This is a genomic window from Neorhizobium puerariae (assembly GCF_042429745.1).
Lineage (GTDB): Bacteria > Pseudomonadota > Alphaproteobacteria > Rhizobiales > Rhizobiaceae > Neorhizobium > Neorhizobium puerariae.
The window spans coordinates 50,426-68,668 of record NZ_JBHMAA010000024.1 but is presented as its reverse complement, the minus strand read 5'-3'; the positions used below and the strand labels follow the sequence as shown (position 1 = coordinate 68,668).

The 18,243-nt window shown below is 63.0% G+C and carries 19 protein-coding genes and 1 tRNA gene; 11 read left to right on the top strand and 9 right to left on the bottom strand.

All coding sequences use genetic code 11. The features are described 5' to 3' along the window. On the bottom strand, positions 1–1,167 hold the full coding sequence (locus ACFFP0_RS19900) for a GAF and HD-GYP domain-containing protein (protein WP_377263941.1): 1,167 nt from the start codon (positions 1,165–1,167) through the stop codon (positions 1–3). Positions 1,168–1,640: 473 nt separating this feature from the next. Between ACFFP0_RS19900 and ribH the strand changes: the two genes are divergently transcribed. The 4 genes from ribH to ACFFP0_RS19880 all read left to right on the top strand — a co-directional run bounded on the left by ribH (position 1,641) and on the right by ACFFP0_RS19880 (position 6,184). After that, the gene (gene ribH / locus ACFFP0_RS19895) at positions 1,641–2,099 is read left to right on the top strand and encodes a 6,7-dimethyl-8-ribityllumazine synthase (RefSeq protein ID WP_377263940.1); all 459 of its coding nucleotides are present in this window, start codon (positions 1,641–1,643) and stop codon (positions 2,097–2,099) included. Positions 2,100–2,103: 4 nt separating this feature from the next. Continuing rightward, complete coding sequence (gene nusB / locus ACFFP0_RS19890) at positions 2,104–2,583, top strand: transcription antitermination factor NusB (RefSeq protein ID WP_377263939.1); 480 nt, start codon at positions 2,104–2,106, stop codon at positions 2,581–2,583. A 14-nt stretch (positions 2,584–2,597) separates the two neighbouring features. Next, positions 2,598–3,821, top strand: coding sequence for an MFS transporter (locus tag ACFFP0_RS19885; protein ID WP_377263938.1), 1,224 nt, complete (start codon positions 2,598–2,600; stop codon positions 3,819–3,821). Positions 3,822–4,042: 221 nt separating this feature from the next. After that, positions 4,043–6,184, top strand: a complete 2,142-nt coding sequence (locus tag ACFFP0_RS19880) for a sodium-translocating pyrophosphatase (protein WP_377263937.1) — start codon at positions 4,043–4,045, stop codon at positions 6,182–6,184. Positions 6,185–6,263: 79 nt separating this feature from the next. Here the strand turns inward: ACFFP0_RS19880 and ACFFP0_RS19875 are convergent, their stop codons facing one another. Beyond that, positions 6,264–6,788 (bottom strand): outer membrane protein assembly factor BamE, encoded by a 525-nt coding sequence (locus ACFFP0_RS19875; RefSeq protein WP_377263936.1) that lies wholly within the window; start codon positions 6,786–6,788, stop codon positions 6,264–6,266. Positions 6,789–7,012: 224 nt separating this feature from the next. Between ACFFP0_RS19875 and ACFFP0_RS19870 the strand changes: the two genes are divergently transcribed. The 7 genes from ACFFP0_RS19870 to ACFFP0_RS19840 all read left to right on the top strand — a co-directional run bounded on the left by ACFFP0_RS19870 (position 7,013) and on the right by ACFFP0_RS19840 (position 12,066). After that, positions 7,013–7,561, top strand: coding sequence for a ubiquinol-cytochrome C chaperone family protein (locus ACFFP0_RS19870; RefSeq protein ID WP_377263935.1), 549 nt, complete (start codon positions 7,013–7,015; stop codon positions 7,559–7,561). A 6-nt stretch (positions 7,562–7,567) separates the two neighbouring features. Beyond that, on the top strand, positions 7,568–8,134 hold the full coding sequence (locus tag ACFFP0_RS19865; protein WP_377263934.1) for a YceD family protein: 567 nt from the start codon (positions 7,568–7,570) through the stop codon (positions 8,132–8,134). A gap of 148 nt (positions 8,135–8,282) precedes the next feature. Then, positions 8,283–9,329 (top strand): phosphate acyltransferase PlsX, encoded by a 1,047-nt coding sequence (gene plsX / locus ACFFP0_RS19860; protein ID WP_377263933.1) that lies wholly within the window; start codon positions 8,283–8,285, stop codon positions 9,327–9,329. A 19-nt stretch (positions 9,330–9,348) separates the two neighbouring features. Then, on the top strand, positions 9,349–10,320 hold the full coding sequence (locus tag ACFFP0_RS19855; RefSeq protein ID WP_377263932.1) for a beta-ketoacyl-ACP synthase III: 972 nt from the start codon (positions 9,349–9,351) through the stop codon (positions 10,318–10,320). Positions 10,321–10,441: 121 nt separating this feature from the next. Continuing rightward, positions 10,442–10,780: an integration host factor subunit alpha gene (locus ACFFP0_RS19850; protein WP_377263931.1), complete on the top strand. Its 339-nt coding sequence runs from the start codon at positions 10,442–10,444 to the stop codon at positions 10,778–10,780. A 161-nt stretch (positions 10,781–10,941) separates the two neighbouring features. Beyond that, on the top strand, positions 10,942–11,478 hold the full coding sequence (locus tag ACFFP0_RS19845) for a MerR family transcriptional regulator (protein ID WP_377263930.1): 537 nt from the start codon (positions 10,942–10,944) through the stop codon (positions 11,476–11,478). A 114-nt stretch (positions 11,479–11,592) separates the two neighbouring features. Then, entirely contained in the window at positions 11,593–12,066 is a 474-nt protein-coding gene (locus ACFFP0_RS19840) for a BA14K family protein (RefSeq protein WP_377263929.1), read from the top strand. 113 nt (positions 12,067–12,179) lie between these two features. On the opposite strand, the gene ACFFP0_RS19835 is transcribed toward ACFFP0_RS19840, so the two are convergent. The 7 genes from ACFFP0_RS19835 to ACFFP0_RS19805 all read right to left on the bottom strand — a co-directional run bounded on the left by ACFFP0_RS19835 (position 12,180) and on the right by ACFFP0_RS19805 (position 18,120). Further along, positions 12,180–12,256: transfer RNA gene (locus ACFFP0_RS19835), tRNA-Pro, on the bottom strand. 385 nt (positions 12,257–12,641) lie between these two features. After that, entirely contained in the window at positions 12,642–12,830 is a 189-nt protein-coding gene (locus tag ACFFP0_RS19830; RefSeq protein WP_377263928.1) for a hypothetical protein, read from the bottom strand. A gap of 322 nt (positions 12,831–13,152) precedes the next feature. Continuing rightward, on the bottom strand, positions 13,153–13,449 hold the full coding sequence (locus ACFFP0_RS19825) for a helix-turn-helix domain-containing protein (RefSeq protein ID WP_377263927.1): 297 nt from the start codon (positions 13,447–13,449) through the stop codon (positions 13,153–13,155). A 31-nt stretch (positions 13,450–13,480) separates the two neighbouring features. After that, positions 13,481–14,746: an O-antigen ligase family protein gene (locus ACFFP0_RS19820; protein ID WP_377263926.1), complete on the bottom strand. Its 1,266-nt coding sequence runs from the start codon at positions 14,744–14,746 to the stop codon at positions 13,481–13,483. Then, positions 14,743–16,296 carry an undecaprenyl-phosphate glucose phosphotransferase gene (locus tag ACFFP0_RS19815; RefSeq protein ID WP_377263925.1) on the bottom strand — a complete coding sequence of 518 codons (1,554 nt, stop codon included), beginning with the start codon at positions 16,294–16,296 and terminating at the stop codon, positions 14,743–14,745. Before ACFFP0_RS19815 ends, ACFFP0_RS19820 begins: the two co-directional genes overlap by 4 nt. 80 nt (positions 16,297–16,376) lie before the next feature. Next, the gene (locus ACFFP0_RS19810; protein ID WP_377263924.1) at positions 16,377–17,537 is read right to left on the bottom strand and encodes a glycosyltransferase family 4 protein; all 1,161 of its coding nucleotides are present in this window, start codon (positions 17,535–17,537) and stop codon (positions 16,377–16,379) included. Between the two features lie 7 nt (positions 17,538–17,544). Continuing rightward, positions 17,545–18,120 carry a polysaccharide biosynthesis/export family protein gene (locus ACFFP0_RS19805; RefSeq protein ID WP_377264337.1) on the bottom strand — a complete coding sequence of 192 codons (576 nt, stop codon included), beginning with the start codon at positions 18,118–18,120 and terminating at the stop codon, positions 17,545–17,547. Positions 18,121–18,243 lie beyond the last annotated feature (123 nt).

The window sequence follows — 18,243 nt, the reverse complement described above, 5'->3', positions numbered from 1 at the left end:
TCACGCGGCATCCGCGAACTGGCAGTGGATTTCCTTGAATTTCGGGGCGATCCTGGCGAAGACCTCGATGAGGCCCGGATCGAAATGCCGTCCGGCCTCCCTGAGGATCAGGCCCACCGCCTCGTCATGCGGCATGGCGGGCTTGTAGATCCTTTCTGAAACCAGGGCGTCGTAAACGTCGGCGATTGCCATGATCCGACCGCCGATCGGGATGTCCTCGCCTTTCAGCCCCTGCGGATAGCCGGTGCCGTTCCACTTCTCGTGATGGGTGTGGGCGATTTCCTTGGCGAGGCTGAGGAACGGAGTGGTGGAGCCCATATAGCGTTCGGCCGTGGCGATTGCCGCGCGGCCGAGTTCGGCATGGGTTTTCATCACCTCGTATTCTTCCGGTTCGAGCCGGCCGGGTTTCAGGAGAATGCTGTCGGGAATTCCGACCTTGCCGATATCGTGCAGCGGCGCGGACTTGTAGAGCAGGTCGATCACATCGTCGTCCAGCAGTCCGGAATAGGGCTCGTAGTCTTTGAGCGCCTCGGCGAGCGCCCGCACATAGTGCTGTGTCCGGCGGATATGGTTGCCGGTCTCCGTATCACGGGTCTCGGCCAGCGAGGCCATGGCGAGGATCATCGCGTCGCGGGCGCGCGCCGCTTCTTCCCTGGCTGCGGCGAGCGAATTGATCAGCGCGACATTGGTCATGGCGACGGCCGCGCTATGGGCAATCCGCTGCACGAGGCGGATCGTTTCTTCCGAGGGGCGCCCGGCTCTGGCCCAATAGGCGCCGATCGCGCCGACCGGGTCCTCCTCGCGCACCGGCACCATCACCAGGCTCTTCACGAAGGTCGGACGATAGGCCGCATGCGGAATGCGATCGTCCTGGTAGATATCCTCGATGACGGCGGCCCTGGCATGTTTCATGGCCCAGCCGGAAATGCAGGTCTCCATCGGAAAGCGCTGACCCTTCCACAGGGGCGAGATCGCGTCCTCGTCGGCATAATGACACTTGTCGTTGTCCCTGAGGACGAAGGTCACGCCATCGGCGCCGATCAGGCTGCGGGCGGACTGACGGACCACCGCCATGATCTCGTCGAGGCCGCGGGCCATCGACATGCGTAAAATCAGGTCTTCCATGCCATCGGCAGCAGGAGAATGCAGTGTTGCTGAAGCGCCCATGTCGTGTCTCGCTGACGCAATCCGTATGTTTCTTGAACCCCAATGGATGAAGTGCGGACACTCGGAGATAAGGCCGCCTGCAACTTATGGGATATTTCACCCAGAGTTACTGAAAAACAATTACTGTTCGCGTTTTCCGCGTAAAATACTTGCGAAGGGACAAGGTGAAGGGCATCGATTTTCGTGAGAGCAGGACGACCGGGCAGCGGCGCTTGGTCCCGGGAACCGAATTCGGCGGCAACGCACGGCGGGGCATTGTTCTCCGGGTCGATGGCACAGGTCGCCCGGCGCTCGGGAAATATGCCCCGGTCCGGCTGGCCGGCGTGGCGCGTAACGGCAGGTATTCCCGATTCGCATCGCTGCGTTCAGCGAAAATTGCTTGCCATTCGGTCCCGGGCGTGTTTTGACCGCGGCCTGCCATAGCCCCATATAGATATACTGGCCCGATTTGACCCGATTGACGAAGGTGACCCATGTCGCGTGAGACCGCTCCCCATATCCTGATCGTCGAGGCGCGCTTCTACGACGACATGTCCGATGCGCTGCTCGACGGCGCGACCCACGCGCTCAAGGAAGCCGGTGCGACCTACGATGTCGTCACCGTTCCGGGTGCCCTGGAGGTGCCGCCGGCGATCGCGATGGCGCTGGATGCGGCCGAGGAGGGCGGTACGAATTATGACGGTTTCGTCGCGCTCGGCATGGTCATCCGCGGAGAGACTTATCATTTCGATATCGTCTCGAATGAATCCTCCCGTGCGCTGATGGACCTTGCGGTATCGGAATCTCTGGCGATCGGCAACGGCATCCTGACCGTCGAGAACGACGAGCAGGCCTGGGCGCGCGCCCGCCGTTCGGACAAGGACAAGGGCGGTTTTGCCGCCCGTGCGGCGCTTTCGATGATCGCGCTGCGTGAAAAGCTTTACGGTGGTTGATTCCATGGCGAAGGAAGGCGAGCATCCGGTCAAGCCGGCGAACCAGCGGGGGGCGGCCCGCCTCGCGGCCGTGCAGGCTCTTTACCAGATGGATGTCGGCGGCACCGGCGTGCTGGAAGTCGTGGCCGAGTACGAGGCCCATCGTCTCGGGCAGGAACTCGACGGCGAGACCTATCTGAAGGCGGATGCCTCCTGGTTCCGCTCGATCGTTTCCGGCGTGGTGCGGGACCAGGTCAAGATCGACCCGCTCATCCGCTCCTCGCTGCAGGAGGACTGGCCTCTCTCCCGCCTCGATTCCACGCTGCGCGCCATCCTGCGGGCCGGCACGTTCGAGGTTCTGGAGCGCAAGGACGTGCCCGTCGCCGTCATCGTCACCGAATATGTCGAGATCGCCCATGCCTTCTTCGAGGAGGACGAGCCGCGCATCGTCAATGCTGTTCTTGACCGAATAGCCAAGCAGGTGCGCGGCGAAGCGAAGAAATAGACTGGGAAGACGGCATGGACGGCGCGGTAGACGGTCTTCAGACACAGTTGCGTGCCGCCCGACGCAGCGTCGCGCTGCTGGCCGCGGTGCAGGCCATCCTCGGTTCTGGACCGCCGCTGGTCTTCGCGCTGGGCGGCTTGGCCGGCTACCAGTTGCTCGGCGAGGACAAGTCGCTCTCGACCGCGCCGCTCACGGGCTACAACGTCGGCATGGCGACGGGCGCGGTGGCGGTTGCCATCGCCTCCCGGTTACTCGGCCGCAAGTCGAGCTTCATGCTGGGAGCGATCCTGGGCGCGCTTGGCGCGGGCGTGGCGGCGATCGCACTCTTTCAGTCGAATTTCTGGTTCTTTGCGCTGGGCCTGCTGCTGATCGGCCTCTGCAACGGTTTTACCCAGAAGATTCGTTTTGCCGCCGCCGACGCGTCGCCCTCCTTCTACAAGCCGAAGGCGATCTCGTGGATTCTGGCGGCAGGCATCGTATCCGCGGTGCTTGGCCCGCAGCTTGCCATCTGGACCAAGGACCTGCTGGAGCCGGTGCTGTTTGCCGGCGCATTCATGGCCGTCATACCGCTCTGCCTGATCGCCATCGTCATGCTTGCGCCGCTGCGGCTGCCGGAAACGGCGGGCGCCGCTGCCGCCACGATGCCGGTGCGGCCGCTGCGCGAGATCGTGCTGACCCAACGATTCCTGACCGGCATGATCTGCGGCATAGGGTCCTATGCGCTGATGACCTTCATGATGACCGGCGCGCCGCTCGCCATGGTGATCGGCTGCGGTTTCCCCTCCGAAATGGCGACCCTCGGCATCCAGTGGCATGTGCTCGCCATGTTCGCGCCGAGCTTCTTCACGGGGATGCTGATCTCCCGTTTCGGCGTGGAAAAGATCGCCGCCGCCGGCCTCGTCATCCTCATGGGCTGTGCGGTCGTCGCCCATATGGGCATTGAACTCTGGAATTTCTGGGGAGCCCTGGTCCTGCTGGGGATCGGCTGGAATTTCGGCTTCATCGGCTCGACCGCGATCGTGGCCTCCAGCTACAGGCCGCACGAGGCCGACAAGGTGCAGGGGTTCCACGACATCGTCCTGTTCACCACCGTGGCGCTCTCCTCCTTTTCCTCGGGCAAGGTGTTCACCGCTTACGGCTGGTCGTTCATGAACCTCATCATCTGGCCGGTGACGATCGTCTGCCTCGTCCTCGTCCTGGCGTTGATGTTCAAATCATCTTCTTCAAAATCCGCCTGAGTTCTCAACCTCGTCCATCGGGGCTTGACGCCAATTCATCTCCACCGCAATCTCGCCTCCGCGCAGGCGGTTCCGCGATCCAGGGGAGGGGAGGCGGCCGCCCGCGTGGGAATGCGCTTTGGAGTGTCGCGGTAGGTTCGCACATTCGCTGGATGTGCGGCGCCGCGAGGTGCATGGCCGGCGGATCGTGCCGGCCTGGCGATTAGGGAGAGGAAAAGCGAATGACCGTAATTTGGGGTGTGATCGTCTGCGGTCTGCTGTCGATCATCTATGCCGCCTGGGCGACGCGCTCGGTGCTGGCTGCCGATCAGGGCAACCAGCGCATGCAGGAAATCGCCGGCTATATCCGAGAGGGCGCGCAGGCCTATCTGACGCGCCAGTACATGACAATCGCCATGGTCGGCATCGTCGTGGCCATTCTGGCCTGGCTGCTTCTGTCCGGCACGGCCGCGCTCGGCTTCATCATCGGCGCGGTGCTTTCGGGCGCTGCGGGTTTCATCGGCATGCATGTCTCGGTTCGCGCCAACGTGCGCACCGCTCAGGCCTCGTCGCAGAGCCTCGCCGCCGGTCTCGACATCGCCTTCAAGTCCGGCGCCATCACCGGCATGCTGGTGGCGGGCCTCGCTCTCCTCGGCGTCTCCATCTACTACTGGGTGCTCACCGCCATCCTCGGTCATCCAGCCGGTTCGCGCGAGGTGATCGATGCGCTTGTGGCGCTCGGTTTCGGTGCTTCGCTCATCTCGATCTTCGCCCGTCTCGGCGGCGGCATCTTCACCAAGGGTGCCGATGTCGGCGGTGACCTCGTCGGCAAGGTCGAAGCCGGCATTCCGGAAGACGATCCGCGCAACCCGGCCACCATCGCCGACAATGTCGGCGACAACGTCGGCGATTGCGCCGGCATGGCGGCCGACCTTTTCGAGACCTATGCGGTCTCCGTCGTCGCCACCATGGTGCTGGCGGCGATCTTCTTCGCCGGTGCGCCTGTCCTGGAGACCGTGATGGTCTATCCGCTGGCGATCTGCGGAGCCTGCATCGTCACCTCGATCATCGGCACCTTCTTCGTGAAGCTCGGCGCCAACGGCTCGATCATGGGCGCCCTCTACAAGGGCCTGGTCGTCACGGGTCTTCTGTCCATCCTCGGCCTCGGTGCGGCCACGTCGCTGACCATCGGCTGGGGCGTCGTCGGAACCGTGGCGGGTCTCGAGATCACGGGCACGAAGCTCTTCGTCTGCGGACTGCTCGGCCTCGTGGTGACGGCGCTGATCGTGGTGATCACCGAATACTATACCGGCACCAACAAGCGCCCGGTGAACTCGATCGCCCAGGCCTCGGTGACCGGCCACGGCACCAATGTCATCCAGGGATTGGCGGTCTCGCTCGAATCGACGGCGCTGCCGGCCATCGTCATCGTCGGCGGCATCATCGCCACTTATCAGCTCGGCGGCCTGTTCGGCACCGGCATCGCGGTCACCGCCATGCTCGGGCTTGCCGGCATGATCGTCGCGCTCGACGCCTTCGGTCCGGTGACCGACAATGCCGGCGGCATCGCGGAAATGTCGCACCTGCCGCCGGAAGTGCGCAAATCGACCGACGCCCTCGACGCCGTCGGCAACACGACCAAGGCCGTCACCAAGGGGTATGCGATCGGCTCGGCCGGTCTCGGCGCCCTGGTGCTCTTCGCTGCCTATTCGAACGACCTGCAATATTTCGCCGCCAATGCCGCCCAATATCCGTATTTCAACGGCGTCGGCGAAATCTCCTTCAGCCTCGCCAACCCATATGTCGTCGCCGGCCTGATCTTCGGCGGCCTGATCCCCTATCTCTTCGGCGGCATTGCGATGACCGCGGTCGGCCGTGCCGCCGGCTCGATCGTCGAGGAAGTGCGCAAGCAGTTCCGCGAAAAGCCGGGCATCATGGAAAGCAAGGAACTGCCGGACTACGGAAAGGCCGTCGACATCCTCACCAGAGCGGCGATCCGCGAGATGATCGTGCCGTCGCTGTTACCGGTGCTTGCCCCGATCGTCGTCTATTTCGGCGTGCTCCTGATCTCCGGCGGCGACAAGGCCTCGGCCTTCGCGGCCCTTGGCGCTTCGCTGCTCGGCGTCATCGTCAACGGCCTCTTCGTGGCGATCTCCATGACCTCGGGCGGGGGCGCCTGGGACAATGCCAAGAAGAGCTTCGAGGACGGTTTCATCGACAAGGACGGCGTCAAGCACTTCAAGGGCTCGGATGCGCACAAGGCATCGGTGACCGGCGATACGGTCGGCGATCCATACAAGGATACGGCAGGCCCGGCGGTCAACCCGGCGATCAAGATCACCAATATCGTCGCATTGCTGCTGCTGGCGGTCCTCGCAGGCTGACAGCCGGAACTCCCGGAACTCAAAGAAAAAGCCCGCGGGGAGCGATCTCCGCGGGCTTTTCGTCCGAAGGCGTCGAGCCTCAGTTTCCGAGGTTCTGGAAGATGCTGCGCGCCGCTGCCGCGCCGCTGCTGGCCGCCCCGGTGCCGCCCGACAGCAGTTGCTGGAGGAAGGTGAGGTCGCGGCCGCCCGTCGGCGTCGTGCGCGAGATCGTGTCGAACACCTTGCCGTCCTGCATCGTATAGTTGGCACGGCGTGCGACCACGCCGTCCCTGTCGAAATAGACCGCCAGGATGGTCTGGTCGACGAGCTTCGGCTTCATGAAGGCCACGGGGCGCGAGCGCTTCTGCGAAATGTAGTAGAAGACCTCGTTGTCGAACGTCGCCGTCGTCGAAGGGGTGCCCATGGTGAGCAGGACCTGTTCGCGACTCGATCCCACCGGGATGAGGTTCAGCGACTGCTGGTCGACCACATAGCCATTATACATGGTGTCGCCGAGTTGCATGGAGGTGCAGCCAGAGACGGTGATGGATGCGACGACCATCGCCATCGCGGTCTTATTCAAGAATGTCATCTCGTACCCGAAAACCCGCTTATTCAACCGCATCCCCCAAATTCACCCCGTCCTGCTGTTCATACCATTGTGGCTATTCGGGGACATAAGACCGATCATCACCCTGATATCGCGGGTATAAAGATGATCGCCCCGTTTGCTGGCGCGGCGGAACGGCATTGCAATTCGTGCCTGCTTCGGTAAACCAGCTTTCGTTTCCATGCAACATGGCGGCTGCGGCCCGAGCCCATTCCTGGAGACAAACAGCGGGAATTCAGATGATCTTCGGCCTTTTCAAGAAGAAGAACCACAATCAGGCGATCGTCAACCGGCAGTATGCGGCCTTGACGACCGTCGCGCGCACTCCTTTCTTTTATAGCGATCTCGACGTGCCCGACACCGTCATGGGGCGCTTCGAGATGCTCTCGGTCGCGATGATTCTGTTTTTCCGGCGCACGGCGAAATCCGCTCCCAGCGGCCAGGAACTCGCCCAGGAGATCGTCGACGCCTTCTTTCAGGATATCGACCACTCGATCCGGGAACTCGGCATCGGCGACCAGAGCGTGCCGAAGCGCATGAAGAAGCTGGCCGGCATGTTCTATGGGCGGCTGGAAACATATGCAGCCGCCCTGGAAGGCCGGGACGGCGAGGCTCTTGCGGCGGCGCTTCGGCGGAATATCTATCCCGGAAGGGAAGAGGCGCCCTCGATGCGGGGGCTTGCGGACTGGATGATCGCGGCGGAAACGGCGCTGGCAGGCGTATCCGAAGACGAGATCTCCCGCGGGGAGGCCGTTCTGCCGTCGCCCGTCGAACCGGCGGGAAAGTGAGGTTTCATGAAGAACAGACATGGTGGAGACGACGGGTCTCCCTTTTCCTATCCCGTCAAGGTCGGGCATATTTCCGCCAATCCGGTAACGGTGCATCTGGAGGCCGATGCGCGCGAGCTTGAGGACCTTGCGAATATCTGGCAGGTCCTGGAGGTCAGGTCGCTGAAGGCCGACCTGCAGATCGCCCGCTGGAAGAAGGATGGCGTTCGCCTGAAGGGGCGCGTGGAGGCGAATATCGTCCAGTCCTGCGTCGTGACGCTGGAACCGGTCGAATCCAGGATCGATGAGGACTTCGAACAGATCTTCGTGCCGGAAGGCTCGAAGCTTGCGCGGATCGTCACGAACGATGCCGCCGAAATGGTGCTCGATCCGGAAGGGCCCGATCTTCCGGAACCGTTCTCCGGTGATACGATCGATGCCGGTGCGGCCGTCACGGAGTTTGCGGCCCTCGCCATCGATCCCTACCCGCGCAAGCCGGGCGTCGAGTTCGCCGATCACCTGGAGGGCGATGCGGACGGGAAGTCCGCCCGGCCCAATCCGTTTGCGGCCCTGAAAGATTGGAAAAAGGACTGAGGGCGGTTGTAAGCGGCGGCAAAAAATATATTTTGGCCACGAATTCGCCGGCAGGGTCGCGCATGAGCGTGGCCGCTGGAGACGCTAGAACTGGCGCATGCCTCGTGAAACGGATCATGCGTTCGGCGAAGATAAGGATCAGGGACGCGTGATCAGAATTTCTCTCGACGCCATGGGTGGCGATTTTGGTCCCGAGGTCGTCATTCCAGGTGCCGCCAAGGCATTGGAGCGCCATCCGGATGTGACGTTCCTCGTCTATGGCCTGAAAGCCCAGTGCGAGCCATGGCTGGCGAAATATCCGAAGCTTCGGGACAAGTCGGTTTTCCATGAGTGTGAGCTTGCGGTCAGCATGGACGAGAAGCCGAGCCAGGCGCTCCGTCGCGGCCGCTACGTGTCGACCATGTGGCGCGCGATAGAGGCCGTCAAGCTCGGCGAGGCGGATGTCGCGGTCTCGGCCGGCAATACCGGCGCGTTGATGGCCATGGCGAAATTCTGTCTGCGCACCATGGCGAATATAGAGCGCCCGGCGATCGCCGGCATCTGGCCGACGCTGAAGGGCGAGAGCATCGTGCTCGATATCGGCGCGACGATCGGCGCCGACAGCCAGCAGCTTCTCGATTTCGCCCTGATGGGCGGCGCCATGGCGCGCGCGCTCTTCGAGGTGGACCGACCGACGGTCGGCCTCCTCAATGTCGGCGTCGAGGAGGTGAAGGGGCAGGAAGAGGTCAGGGAAGCCGGCCGGCTGATCCGTGAGGCCAACCTGCCGACCATCGCCTATCACGGCTTTGTGGAAGGCGACGACATCGGCAAGGGCACCGTCGACGTCGTCGTGACCGAAGGCTTCACCGGCAATATCGCCCTGAAGGCGGCGGAAGGTACGGCCCGGCAGATCGCCACGCTCCTGCGCGAGTCGATGTCGCGCACCATCTTCGCCAAGATCGGCTACCTGTTCGCCAAGGGCGCTTTCGATCGCCTTCGCGAGAAGATGGACCCGAACAAGGTCAATGGCGGCGTCTTCCTCGGCTTGAACGGCATCGTCATCAAGAGCCATGGCGGCACCAATGCCGACGGCTTCGCTGCGGCCATCGATGTCGGTTACGACATGGCCCGCAACGACCTCAATGCGAAGATCGCACAGGATTTGAATTTTTATCATGCGCGTCGCCAGCCGCCGGCTGGCCCCGAGGCGGCATGACGACAGGATGTGACGCAGAATGATCCGTTCAGTGGTTCGCGGTTACGGGGCAGCGCTCCCGAAGCGGGTAGTCTCCAACAAGGAAATGGAAGGCATCGTCGAAACCTCCGATGAATGGATCGTCCAGCGCACGGGCATCCGCCAGCGCTACGTCGCGGGCGAGGGGGAAACGACGGCCTCGCTTGGCGCCGCCGCAGCGCGCGCGGCCCTCGACAACGCGGGACTGACGCCGGACGATATCGACCTCGTGCTGGTCGCGACCTCGACACCCGACAATACCTTCCCGGCAACGGCGGTCGACATCCAGAAACGGCTCGGCATGAGCCATGGTTATGCCTTCGACATGCAGGCGGTCTGCTCCGGCTTCGTCTACGCCATGGCGACTGCCGACATGCATATTCGCGGCGGCATGGCCAAGCGCGTGCTGGTCATCGGCGCCGAAACTTTTTCCCGCATCCTCGACTGGAAGGACCGGACCACCTGCGTGCTTTTCGGGGATGGCGCCGGCGCACTCGTCCTGGAGGCGCAGGAGGGCGGGGGGACGAATGCCGATCGCGGTATCCTGACCGCGCATCTGCGTTCCGACGGCACGCACAAGGAAAAGCTCTATGTCGACGGCGGGCCGTCGACGACCGGCACCGTCGGCCACCTGCGGATGGAAGGCCGTGAGGTCTTCAAGCACGCGGTCGGCATGATCACCGACGTGATCGAAGCCGCGTTCGACGCGACCGGCACGACCGCGGAGGACCTCGACTGGCTTGTGCCGCATCAGGCCAACCGCCGCATCATCGACGGCTCGGCGAAGAAGCTCGGCATCCCCCTGGAGAAGGTAGTGGTGACGGTCGACCTGCACGGCAACACGTCCGCCGCCTCGATCCCGCTCGCCCTTTCCGTTGCAGCCGGCGACGGTCGCATCAAGAAAGGCGACCTGGTGATGCTCGAAGCCATGGGCGGCGGGTTCACCTGGGGGGCGCTGCTCGTGCGGTGGTAATGATATACCGCTGATCCAAAACGTAAATAATCGATTGAACACAGGTGCTTGACCCTCGCGCCCAAGCAAAATACTCTCTATCGGCTTTGACAAGATCAATTTCGAAAATTGGGCGGGGACCATGGCCGGCAAGACAGTGACACGAGCGGACCTGGCGGAGTCGGTGTTCCGCAAGGTCGGGCTTTCGCGGACGGAATCGGCTGAACTGGTAGAAACGGTTATCGACGAGATCTGCAATGCCATCGTCCGCGGGGAGGTCGTCAAGCTCTCTTCCTTCGCGACATTCCAGGTGCGCGCGAAGAACGAGCGGATCGGCCGTAACCCGAAGACCGGCGAGGAAGTGCCGATTTCACCGCGCCGGGTGATGACTTTCAAGGCTTCCAACGTGCTCAAGCAGCGCATCCTGAAGGCGCATACCGCACGCAAGGCGAAGCAGAAGCCGGCAAGCCCGGTCGCCTGACGACGGCTGCCATCCTTTCCAATCCTGTGAACATACTTGAATCTCTCGGCCCAAACCGTTGAGATATGTTCGATTCGCCGCATAATCACCGGACATGCTTCGGAGGGGCTGAAAGCCCGTCGCCGGTGGCAGTCGGCAGTTCGCTGTTTGGAGAGTGATACTTGGACAAGAGCCCGGACGCCTTTCGTACGATCAGCGAGGTCGCGGACGATCTCGACCTGCCTCAGCATGTGCTGCGCTTCTGGGAGACACGCTTTCCGCAGATCCGGCCGATGAAGCGCGGCGGCGGGCGGCGTTACTATCGCCCGGAGGACGTCGACCTGCTGAAGGGCATCCGCCACCTGCTCTACGACCACGGCTACACGATCAAGGGCGTCCAGAAGCTCCTGAAGACGAACGGCAACAAGTTCGTCGCCGCGATCGCCTCCGGCGATCTTGCCACCATGGAAGCGATCATGGCGGCAAACAACGAGAAGCACGTCGAGCCGAAGATCAGCGGTGCGGAAGAGGACCAGATCGTCGGGCGGCCGAAGGTGAAGCCGAGCGGCCGCTTCTTCGGCTTCGGCTCTTCCCATGACGACGACCTGCCGGAAGTATCGATCGGAAAGTCGAGTGTCGGCAAGGAGGACCGCGCGCTCCTGCAGGAGGCGCTGTTCGATTTGCTGGAGTGCAAGCGCCTGCTCGACCAGGTGCGGTAACGGGGCTTCAAATTTTCAACCTGCGGGAACGTTAAACTGAATTTACCATTCACCTCTGGTTCAGATCGAAAGGAGGATCATCCCTCCATTCGGAAGGATCAAAGGAGGTGAATCATGAAAAAGCTCGCCGTCGTCGCCTTGTCCTTGGTCACGGCTTTCAGCGGCATCGCGCCGGCCCAGGCATTCCCGTCGGTCAGCGCGCCGAAGATCGAAGCGCCGCAGCAGGTTCAGCAGGTGCAGTACTGGCGTTATGGTGAACGGGGCGGGCGCTGGGATCGCCGCGATCGCTGGGATCGTTACGACCGCTGGGAGCGCCGCCGTTATGATCGTGATCGTTATTATCGCCGTCACCGCCATGGGCCGAATGTGGGTGCGATCATCGGGGGCTTTGCCGCCGGCGCCATCATCGGCGGTGCGCTGGCGCAGCCGCGTTATGTCAGGCCCCGCTACTATGCGCCGCAGCGGCGCTACGTGGGCGGCAACACCCATGTGAACTGGTGCTATTCCCGCTATCGGTCCTACAGGGCTTACGACAACACGTTCCAGCCCTATTACGGCCCGCGCCGCCAGTGCATTTCGCCCTATTGATCGAGGCTGCCCGATCCGATCGCTGTTCGTCCCGCCCCGGCGGGGCGGACAGGCCGTGTTCGCCGTGCCGTGATTGCGCGATTGGAACTGACTGAGATTTCAAGGGGATTAAATGGTCGGGGCGACTGGACTCGAACCAGCGACCCCTTGACCCCCAGTCAAGTGCGCTACCGGGCTGCGCTACGCCCCGACCAGCTTCATGCGAAGCAAGCTCTCCATACTGAGATGACACTCCCCGTGCAAGGAAAAAATCCCGAACCCGCCCCAGCTTTGTGAGGACAAGCGGTAAAAGGCTTCCGATCCGGCCAAGGGGCCGGAAGTATCCCGGACCCGCGGTATCGGACATCCCGGATCAGCGCGTGGCATTCGAAGGGAAAAGAAGCGCCCGGTCGTCCTTCGACCGATGGCAGCGGAAAGGCGGATTTTCCGGAGGGGTTCGTACGCGTGGCTCCCGCAGGGATCGGGTTCGGGAGAAATCAGCGTGGGAAGGGGAAGCGGGGAAGTCGAATTCGTCCACATTCGGGCTTCAGGCGGTGAGCCGGGTGGACCTGTTCTCCGTAATTGAGACGCGACGCCTAGCGGAAACGCGGAGCCCGGCTGGCGTTCATCAGAAGCTCCTGCTGCGAGGCAAACGGTCCGAGTAGCTTCAGGAGACGGGCTTCCTCCTCGCGATCCAGACGGTAACGCTTGGCGAATTCCACCACGCTCCAGACCTTCTTGGGATTCTTGTTCTCGATTTCGCCGATCTTGAGATGTGTCGTCATAAATTTCCCCTTTTCATTATTCGAACCCTAACGCGGATAGTGAATTTTCGTTCCTGTAACTCTGCGCTTTTATTATTAAAAAAATATATCCACAGTAACCGGCAGGTCTATTGGACTTTTATACCATTCTCGGACGATCCTGATCTGGACACCATCCGGCTTCGTTTCTTCCCGATAGATTCAGAAGCCGGCGGCTGCAATGATCAGGATCAAAGAGCCTGTAATAAAGTGGAGATTGTCGGCGTGCGTCACACGTAACTCCCTGCACGATTTCAAGCGGCGGGGAAAGCATGTCAGTCAAGGAGTTCCCGCAAAGACCCCATCAGTCGTCATTCGCTGCATTGAGGTTTTGCGGGCGTATGCCTTCGTCATGGAACTGCCGGCGCAGACGTACGCCCGGTCCCGCTCCGGGGTCGTCGCCTTCGCCGGCTCCGAGAAAGAGGATGCCTCTCGATTCGAAGATGGTGCGTAGCCGTTCCGTGACGTCGGCATTGGCAAAGACCTGCGCGGCTTCGGCTTCCTTGATCGCGGATCGGGAAAGGCCGGATGCGGCGGCAACTTCGTCCACCGTCATTCCCGCCATGGCGCGCGCGGCGCGCAGTTGAGACACCGTCAGCATGCCAGATAATCTGACGCGCCCCGGCCGGAAGTCAAGCCCGGACGGGGGCGGATGCGGGAGATGGAGAGCGGGCCCGGCCATGGCGATGTTCCAGCGCGGCGCAGCCCCAGACGATGCCGAGCAGCAGGTAGAAATGCCGCCAGTGGTCGGTGTCGATGACGTTCCCGATGATCGCATGGCCGAGGATCATCACCCACGCGATCATCAGATAGGGCTGCCATGGCCGCTCGCGCAGCATGTAGCGGAAACCGAGCCAGAGCGTCGACCAGATCATGATCTGATAGGTGACCGCGCCGAGCCATCCATAGGTGGTGAGCGTCTTCAGCCAGATATTGTGCTCGTCCTCGCCGAATATCTTGCCGAACGCCATGGGGCCGAGGCCGAGCGGCCGTTCCATGGCCATCAGGAAGCCGATCTTGTGGCGCTCGAACCGGCCGAGGCGGGCGCCGTCATATTCCTGCACCAGCCTCGCCCGGTTGGTGAAGAGGTCCGAGACCTGAGGGAACTGCAGGGCGATCGCCAGCGCCAGGACGAGGAAGACCGCGGCGCCAACGGCGATCGCCAGGATCTTGAACCGGAAGGCGGTCGTCCGCTCCTTGAGCAGCATGACGACGACCAGAGCGGCGCCTGCAAAGACGAGGAGGCCCCATGCGGCGCGCGAGAAGGACAGGAAGATGCCGAGCGCCAGGACCAGAATGCCGAGAATGAGGAGAGGCGCCCTTGTGAGCGGTCCCGTCAGCAGTCGGTAGAGAAGGTAGAGCAGCGGCGCGACGAGATAGGGACCGAAGACGTTCGGGTCCTGGAAGGCGCCCATCGCGCGATTGTAGCGGGTGAAGACATGCGCGCCGGGAAAGGCGTTGAAATATCCGAGAATGCCGAGCAGTGCGGTGATGATCGCCGCCGTCACCCAGGCCTTGAAGATCAGGTTCAGCCGCCGGTGGTCATTCTCGATGATCGCCGCGTAGAAGACCGAACTCAGCGCCAGAAAGGTCGAGACCGCAAAATATATCGGCGCCCCGCTCATGTCCTTCATGACGAACATGGAGGTGAGGCCGCTCAGGTTGAAGACCATGAGCAGGACGAGGAGGGGGGCCACGGTGCGCGATATCTTCAGGCCCAGGAGGAACCAGATGGCGATCTGGATGACCATCATCAGTTCATAGGGCGCGGGTTCCGAGATCACGAAGCCGGAGAGAAAGACGCTGAAGGCGATCATCCCGGAGCCGGCAAGCCTGAAGGCGGCCAGCCGGCCGTCGAAGTTTCCGGGATGATGGGGACCGTAGGCGACCGTGCTCAATAGGCGTTGTCCGTGTTGAGCAGCCGGACCGGCGTCAGGAACAGGATCTTCAGATCGAAGAGCAGCGACCAGTTCTCGATGTAGTCGAGGTCGTAGGCCGTGCGGGCGCGGATCTTCTCGTCGCTGTCGAGTTCACCGCGCAAGCCGTTGATCTGCGCCCAGCCGGTGACGCCGGGCTTGACGCGATGGCGCGCGAAATAGCTCTCCACCACGTCCACGTATTTGCGCGTCCCGGTCTGGGCGCTCACCGCGTGCGGGCGCGGACCGACCAGGGAGAGTTCGCCGCGCAGCACGTTGAAGAGCTGCGGCAGTTCGTCGATCGAGGACTTGCGCAGGAAGCGCCCGACGGGGGTTACGCGCGGATCGCTCTTGGTGACGGCCTTGATGGCGCTCTGGTCGCTCATGTTCGTGTACATGGAGCGGAACTTCAGGACCTCGATCACCTCGTTGTTGAAACCGTGGCGTTTCTGCCGGAAAAGGACCGGCCCCTTGGAATTGGCCTTCACGGCGATCGCGGCGGCGAGCATGACCGGCCAGAGAAGGGTGATCGCGACCAGCGAAAAGGCGATGTCGAAGATGCGTTTGGCAACCGAGTCCCAGTCGCGGATCGGTTTGTCGAAGATGTCGAACATCGGCACCGCGCCCACATGCGAATAGGAGCGGGGGCGGAAGCGCAGGCGGTTCGCATGGGCGGCCAGCCGGATGTCGACCGGCAGCACCCACAGCTTGCGCAGGAGCTGGAGGATGCGTTGCTCCGCGGATGCGGGCAGCGCGATGATCAGCATGTCGATGCGGGCGAGCCTTGCAAATTCCACCAGCTCCGCGAAGGTGCCGAGTTTCGGGTAGCCGGCGACCACGGTCGGCGAGCGTTCGCTGCCGCGGTCGTCGAAGATGCCGCAGATGCGGATGTCGTTGTCCGGCTGCTGTTCGAGCTCGCGCACGAGACGCTTGGCGGGCTCGCCGCCGCCGACGATGACCGCGCGGCGTTCCATCACGCCGTTGCGGGCCCAGTTGCGGATGGCAAAGGCGGTAAGTCGCCGTTCGAGGAACAGGAAGACGGCCCCGGTGAAGAACCAGACGGTAAGGGCGGAGAGGGAATAAGGGCGCGGTTCTGCAAGATAGAGGACGGCCGCCGTCGCCGCGAAACCGATCGTCCATGCGATGAGAACGCGCCGGGCCGTGCGGCTCGCACTGCGCAGCGAAGGGATCTGGTAGGTGTCGGCGAGCTGCAGCAGAAGAACGGTGAAAGTGACGCCGGATGCGATGAGGGCGAAACGGGCAAGGAAGTCGCCGGCTTCGATCGGAGCCATCAGGGCGCCGACGAGAAGGCTGATCGCGAGCAGTGCCGCCAGTTCGAACAGGCGGAACTGGCCGATCAGCATGGTCGGAGACGTGCTGTCGTTTCTGAACTGCTCGGCGATCTGGCGGGCGAGCGGATTGAGCTCGGGAGCGTTTGCCTCGACCTGCTTCCCGTCGCCGGTCCGGATTTCCGAAACCTTCCTGCGAAGGCTTTCCACGTCGAACTGTTCGGACTTGTTTGGCTGGTTCATCGCCTATCCCTTTGCCTTCCCCGTCCTGATGGAGCTGGAAGCAATGGGAACCCAGTAGCAGGAAGAGGTGAAGGAAGCCTTTAGCCGCGTCCCGCAACAGGCCCGGAGCCTAGCAGATTTTGATACAGCCCGAGCATCTCGCGGGCCATGACCGAGGCGGAAAAGACCGCCTTGAAAGCCTCCGGCCTGGGCATGATCTCCTCTCTCCAGCCGGGCGTGGTGATGGCCTGGCCCATGACGCGGGCAAGATCCTCTGCGTCGCCGGGGCTGGCAAGCGCCGCACTCGTTTCACCGAGAACCTCGGGAATGCCGCCGACCCGCGTGGCGATCACCGCCTTGCCGGCCGCCAGCGCTTCCAGCACGATATACGGCATGGCCTCGGCGCGGGAGGGGACGACGACGATCTTGGCCATGGCGAAGGCCTCGCGCGTCGGCATGGCGGGGCGCATCTGGATGCGGCGGCCGAGGCCGCGTTCGGCCATCATCGCCTCGTAGCGGTCGCGGTCCGGCCCGTCGCCGATCATGAGTGCGGAAAGCGGATGGCCGACGGCCCGTTCGGTGCGGGCGAAGGCGTCGATGAAGACGTCCGGTCCCTTGAGGTCGCGCAGCATGCCGATATAGAGGAAATGCGGCGCCGCATCGTCCGTGGTGATCCTTTCGAACTCGCTGTCCTTGATGCCGTTGTAGATCACCCGGGTGATCGTGCGCGGCTTTCCGACCTTGGCTTCGTAGGTGCGCCGTTCGTACTCGCAGACATAGACGATCGCGTCGCCGAGGCGCTCCTGGAAGCGTTCCAGCCGCAATACGGCCTGTCCGGAGAGAGTGGACGGGTCGAAATGCAGGCTGCCGCCATGCGGAGAATAGAGGCGGGCTACGCGATACCTGTTGACCCGCAGGGCTGAGCCGATCAGCCGGGCAAGGACGCCACCCTTGGCGCCGTGCCCGTGCAATATGTCCGGCCGCAAACTTTTGATGTGCTTGTAACTTTTGTAGATCGCGACGAGATCGGACGGTGCGATCGCGCGGCGCATGGGAATACGGTTGAGACCGAGCGAAAGCTGCGGCCTGATGCTGTCGAAAAGCCTGTCCTCGTGCGCTCCGCCGGTCGAGCTGTCGCACAGGATGCCGACCTCGTGGCCGGCCGCCCGATGCTCCTCGACGAGGTCGCGCACATGGCGGAAAATCCCGCCGACGGGCGATCTGAAGCAGTGGAGTATCCGCAGGGGAGCGCTCTCGGCCATGATCTGGTCAGAACAGCCTCTCGCGGACATAGATCGTATCGCCCGCCAGGACCGGCGCGGAGATCGTGGTGCGGCCGGTGATCACCTGGCCGTTGATCTTGCGGGTCACGTCGATGTCGCGCTGGTTGCCGCGGGACGTGAAGCCTCCGGCGATCGCGACCGCGTTCTGCGCGGTCATGCCCGGAACATAGGAATATTGTCCCGGCCGTCCCACTTCGCCCATCACGAAGACCGGCCTATAACGGTCGATCTCGATGGTGACGTCCGGATCGCGGAGATAGCCTTGCCGCAGTCGCGCGGCGATGGCGCCTTCCAGCGCCGGCAGCGTCTGGCCGCGGGCCGCCATCTGGCCGATCAGTGGAAACGCGATGTAGCCGGCCTGGTCGACCGTATAGGTGTTGGTGAGGCCCGGCTGCTCGAAGACGCTGACGCGTAACCGGTCGCCGCTGTCGAGGCGGTAGGGCTGGACCGTCGCTTCCTGAAAGCTTTTCGGCGCCGGCGCGTAGCTCGTGCAGCCGGCAAGCGCTGTCGCGGCGACGGCAAGGGCGAGCGCCAGCACATGTTGGGGACGAGCGAAGGACATTTCGCGTTCGGGGCTCCGGCTGTTCATGGCATTGAGCCCGTTATCGATCCGTTAGGGTTAATGCCCGGTAAAGAGAATGCGAGATTTGCGCTTTCTCAAGGCGGCCGACCCTTCGGGACGGTC

Bases quoted from the DNA above. Each gene is read 5' to 3' on its own strand.
- ACFFP0_RS19875 (WP_377263936.1), bottom strand. From the start codon at position 6,788: ATGCGGTTGAATAAGCGGGTTTTCGGGTACGAGATGACATTCTTGAAT.
- ACFFP0_RS19885 (WP_377263938.1), top strand. From the start codon at position 2,598: ATGGACGGCGCGGTAGACGGTCTTCAGACACAGTTGCGTGCCGCCCGA.
- ACFFP0_RS19850 (WP_377263931.1), top strand. From the start codon at position 10,442: ATGGCCGGCAAGACAGTGACACGAGCGGACCTGGCGGAGTCGGTGTTC.
- ACFFP0_RS19810 (WP_377263924.1), bottom strand. From the start codon at position 17,537: ATGGCCGAGAGCGCTCCCCTGCGGATACTCCACTGCTTCAGATCGCCC.
- ACFFP0_RS19880 (WP_377263937.1), top strand. From the start codon at position 4,043: ATGACCGTAATTTGGGGTGTGATCGTCTGCGGTCTGCTGTCGATCATC.
- ACFFP0_RS19870 (WP_377263935.1), top strand. From the start codon at position 7,013: ATGATCTTCGGCCTTTTCAAGAAGAAGAACCACAATCAGGCGATCGTC.
- nusB (WP_377263939.1), top strand. From the start codon at position 2,104: ATGGCGAAGGAAGGCGAGCATCCGGTCAAGCCGGCGAACCAGCGGGGG.
- ACFFP0_RS19815 (WP_377263925.1), bottom strand. From the start codon at position 16,296: ATGAACCAGCCAAACAAGTCCGAACAGTTCGACGTGGAAAGCCTTCGC.
- ribH (WP_377263940.1), top strand. From the start codon at position 1,641: ATGTCGCGTGAGACCGCTCCCCATATCCTGATCGTCGAGGCGCGCTTC.
- ACFFP0_RS19855 (WP_377263932.1), top strand. From the start codon at position 9,349: ATGATCCGTTCAGTGGTTCGCGGTTACGGGGCAGCGCTCCCGAAGCGG.
- ACFFP0_RS19900 (WP_377263941.1), bottom strand. From the start codon at position 1,167: ATGGGCGCTTCAGCAACACTGCATTCTCCTGCTGCCGATGGCATGGAA.
- ACFFP0_RS19865 (WP_377263934.1), top strand. From the start codon at position 7,568: ATGAAGAACAGACATGGTGGAGACGACGGGTCTCCCTTTTCCTATCCC.
- ACFFP0_RS19830 (WP_377263928.1), bottom strand. From the start codon at position 12,830: ATGACGACACATCTCAAGATCGGCGAAATCGAGAACAAGAATCCCAAG.
- ACFFP0_RS19805 (WP_377264337.1), bottom strand. From the start codon at position 18,120: ATGTCCTTCGCTCGTCCCCAACATGTGCTGGCGCTCGCCCTTGCCGTC.
- ACFFP0_RS19825 (WP_377263927.1), bottom strand. From the start codon at position 13,449: ATGCTGACGGTGTCTCAACTGCGCGCCGCGCGCGCCATGGCGGGAATG.
- ACFFP0_RS19840 (WP_377263929.1), top strand. From the start codon at position 11,593: ATGAAAAAGCTCGCCGTCGTCGCCTTGTCCTTGGTCACGGCTTTCAGC.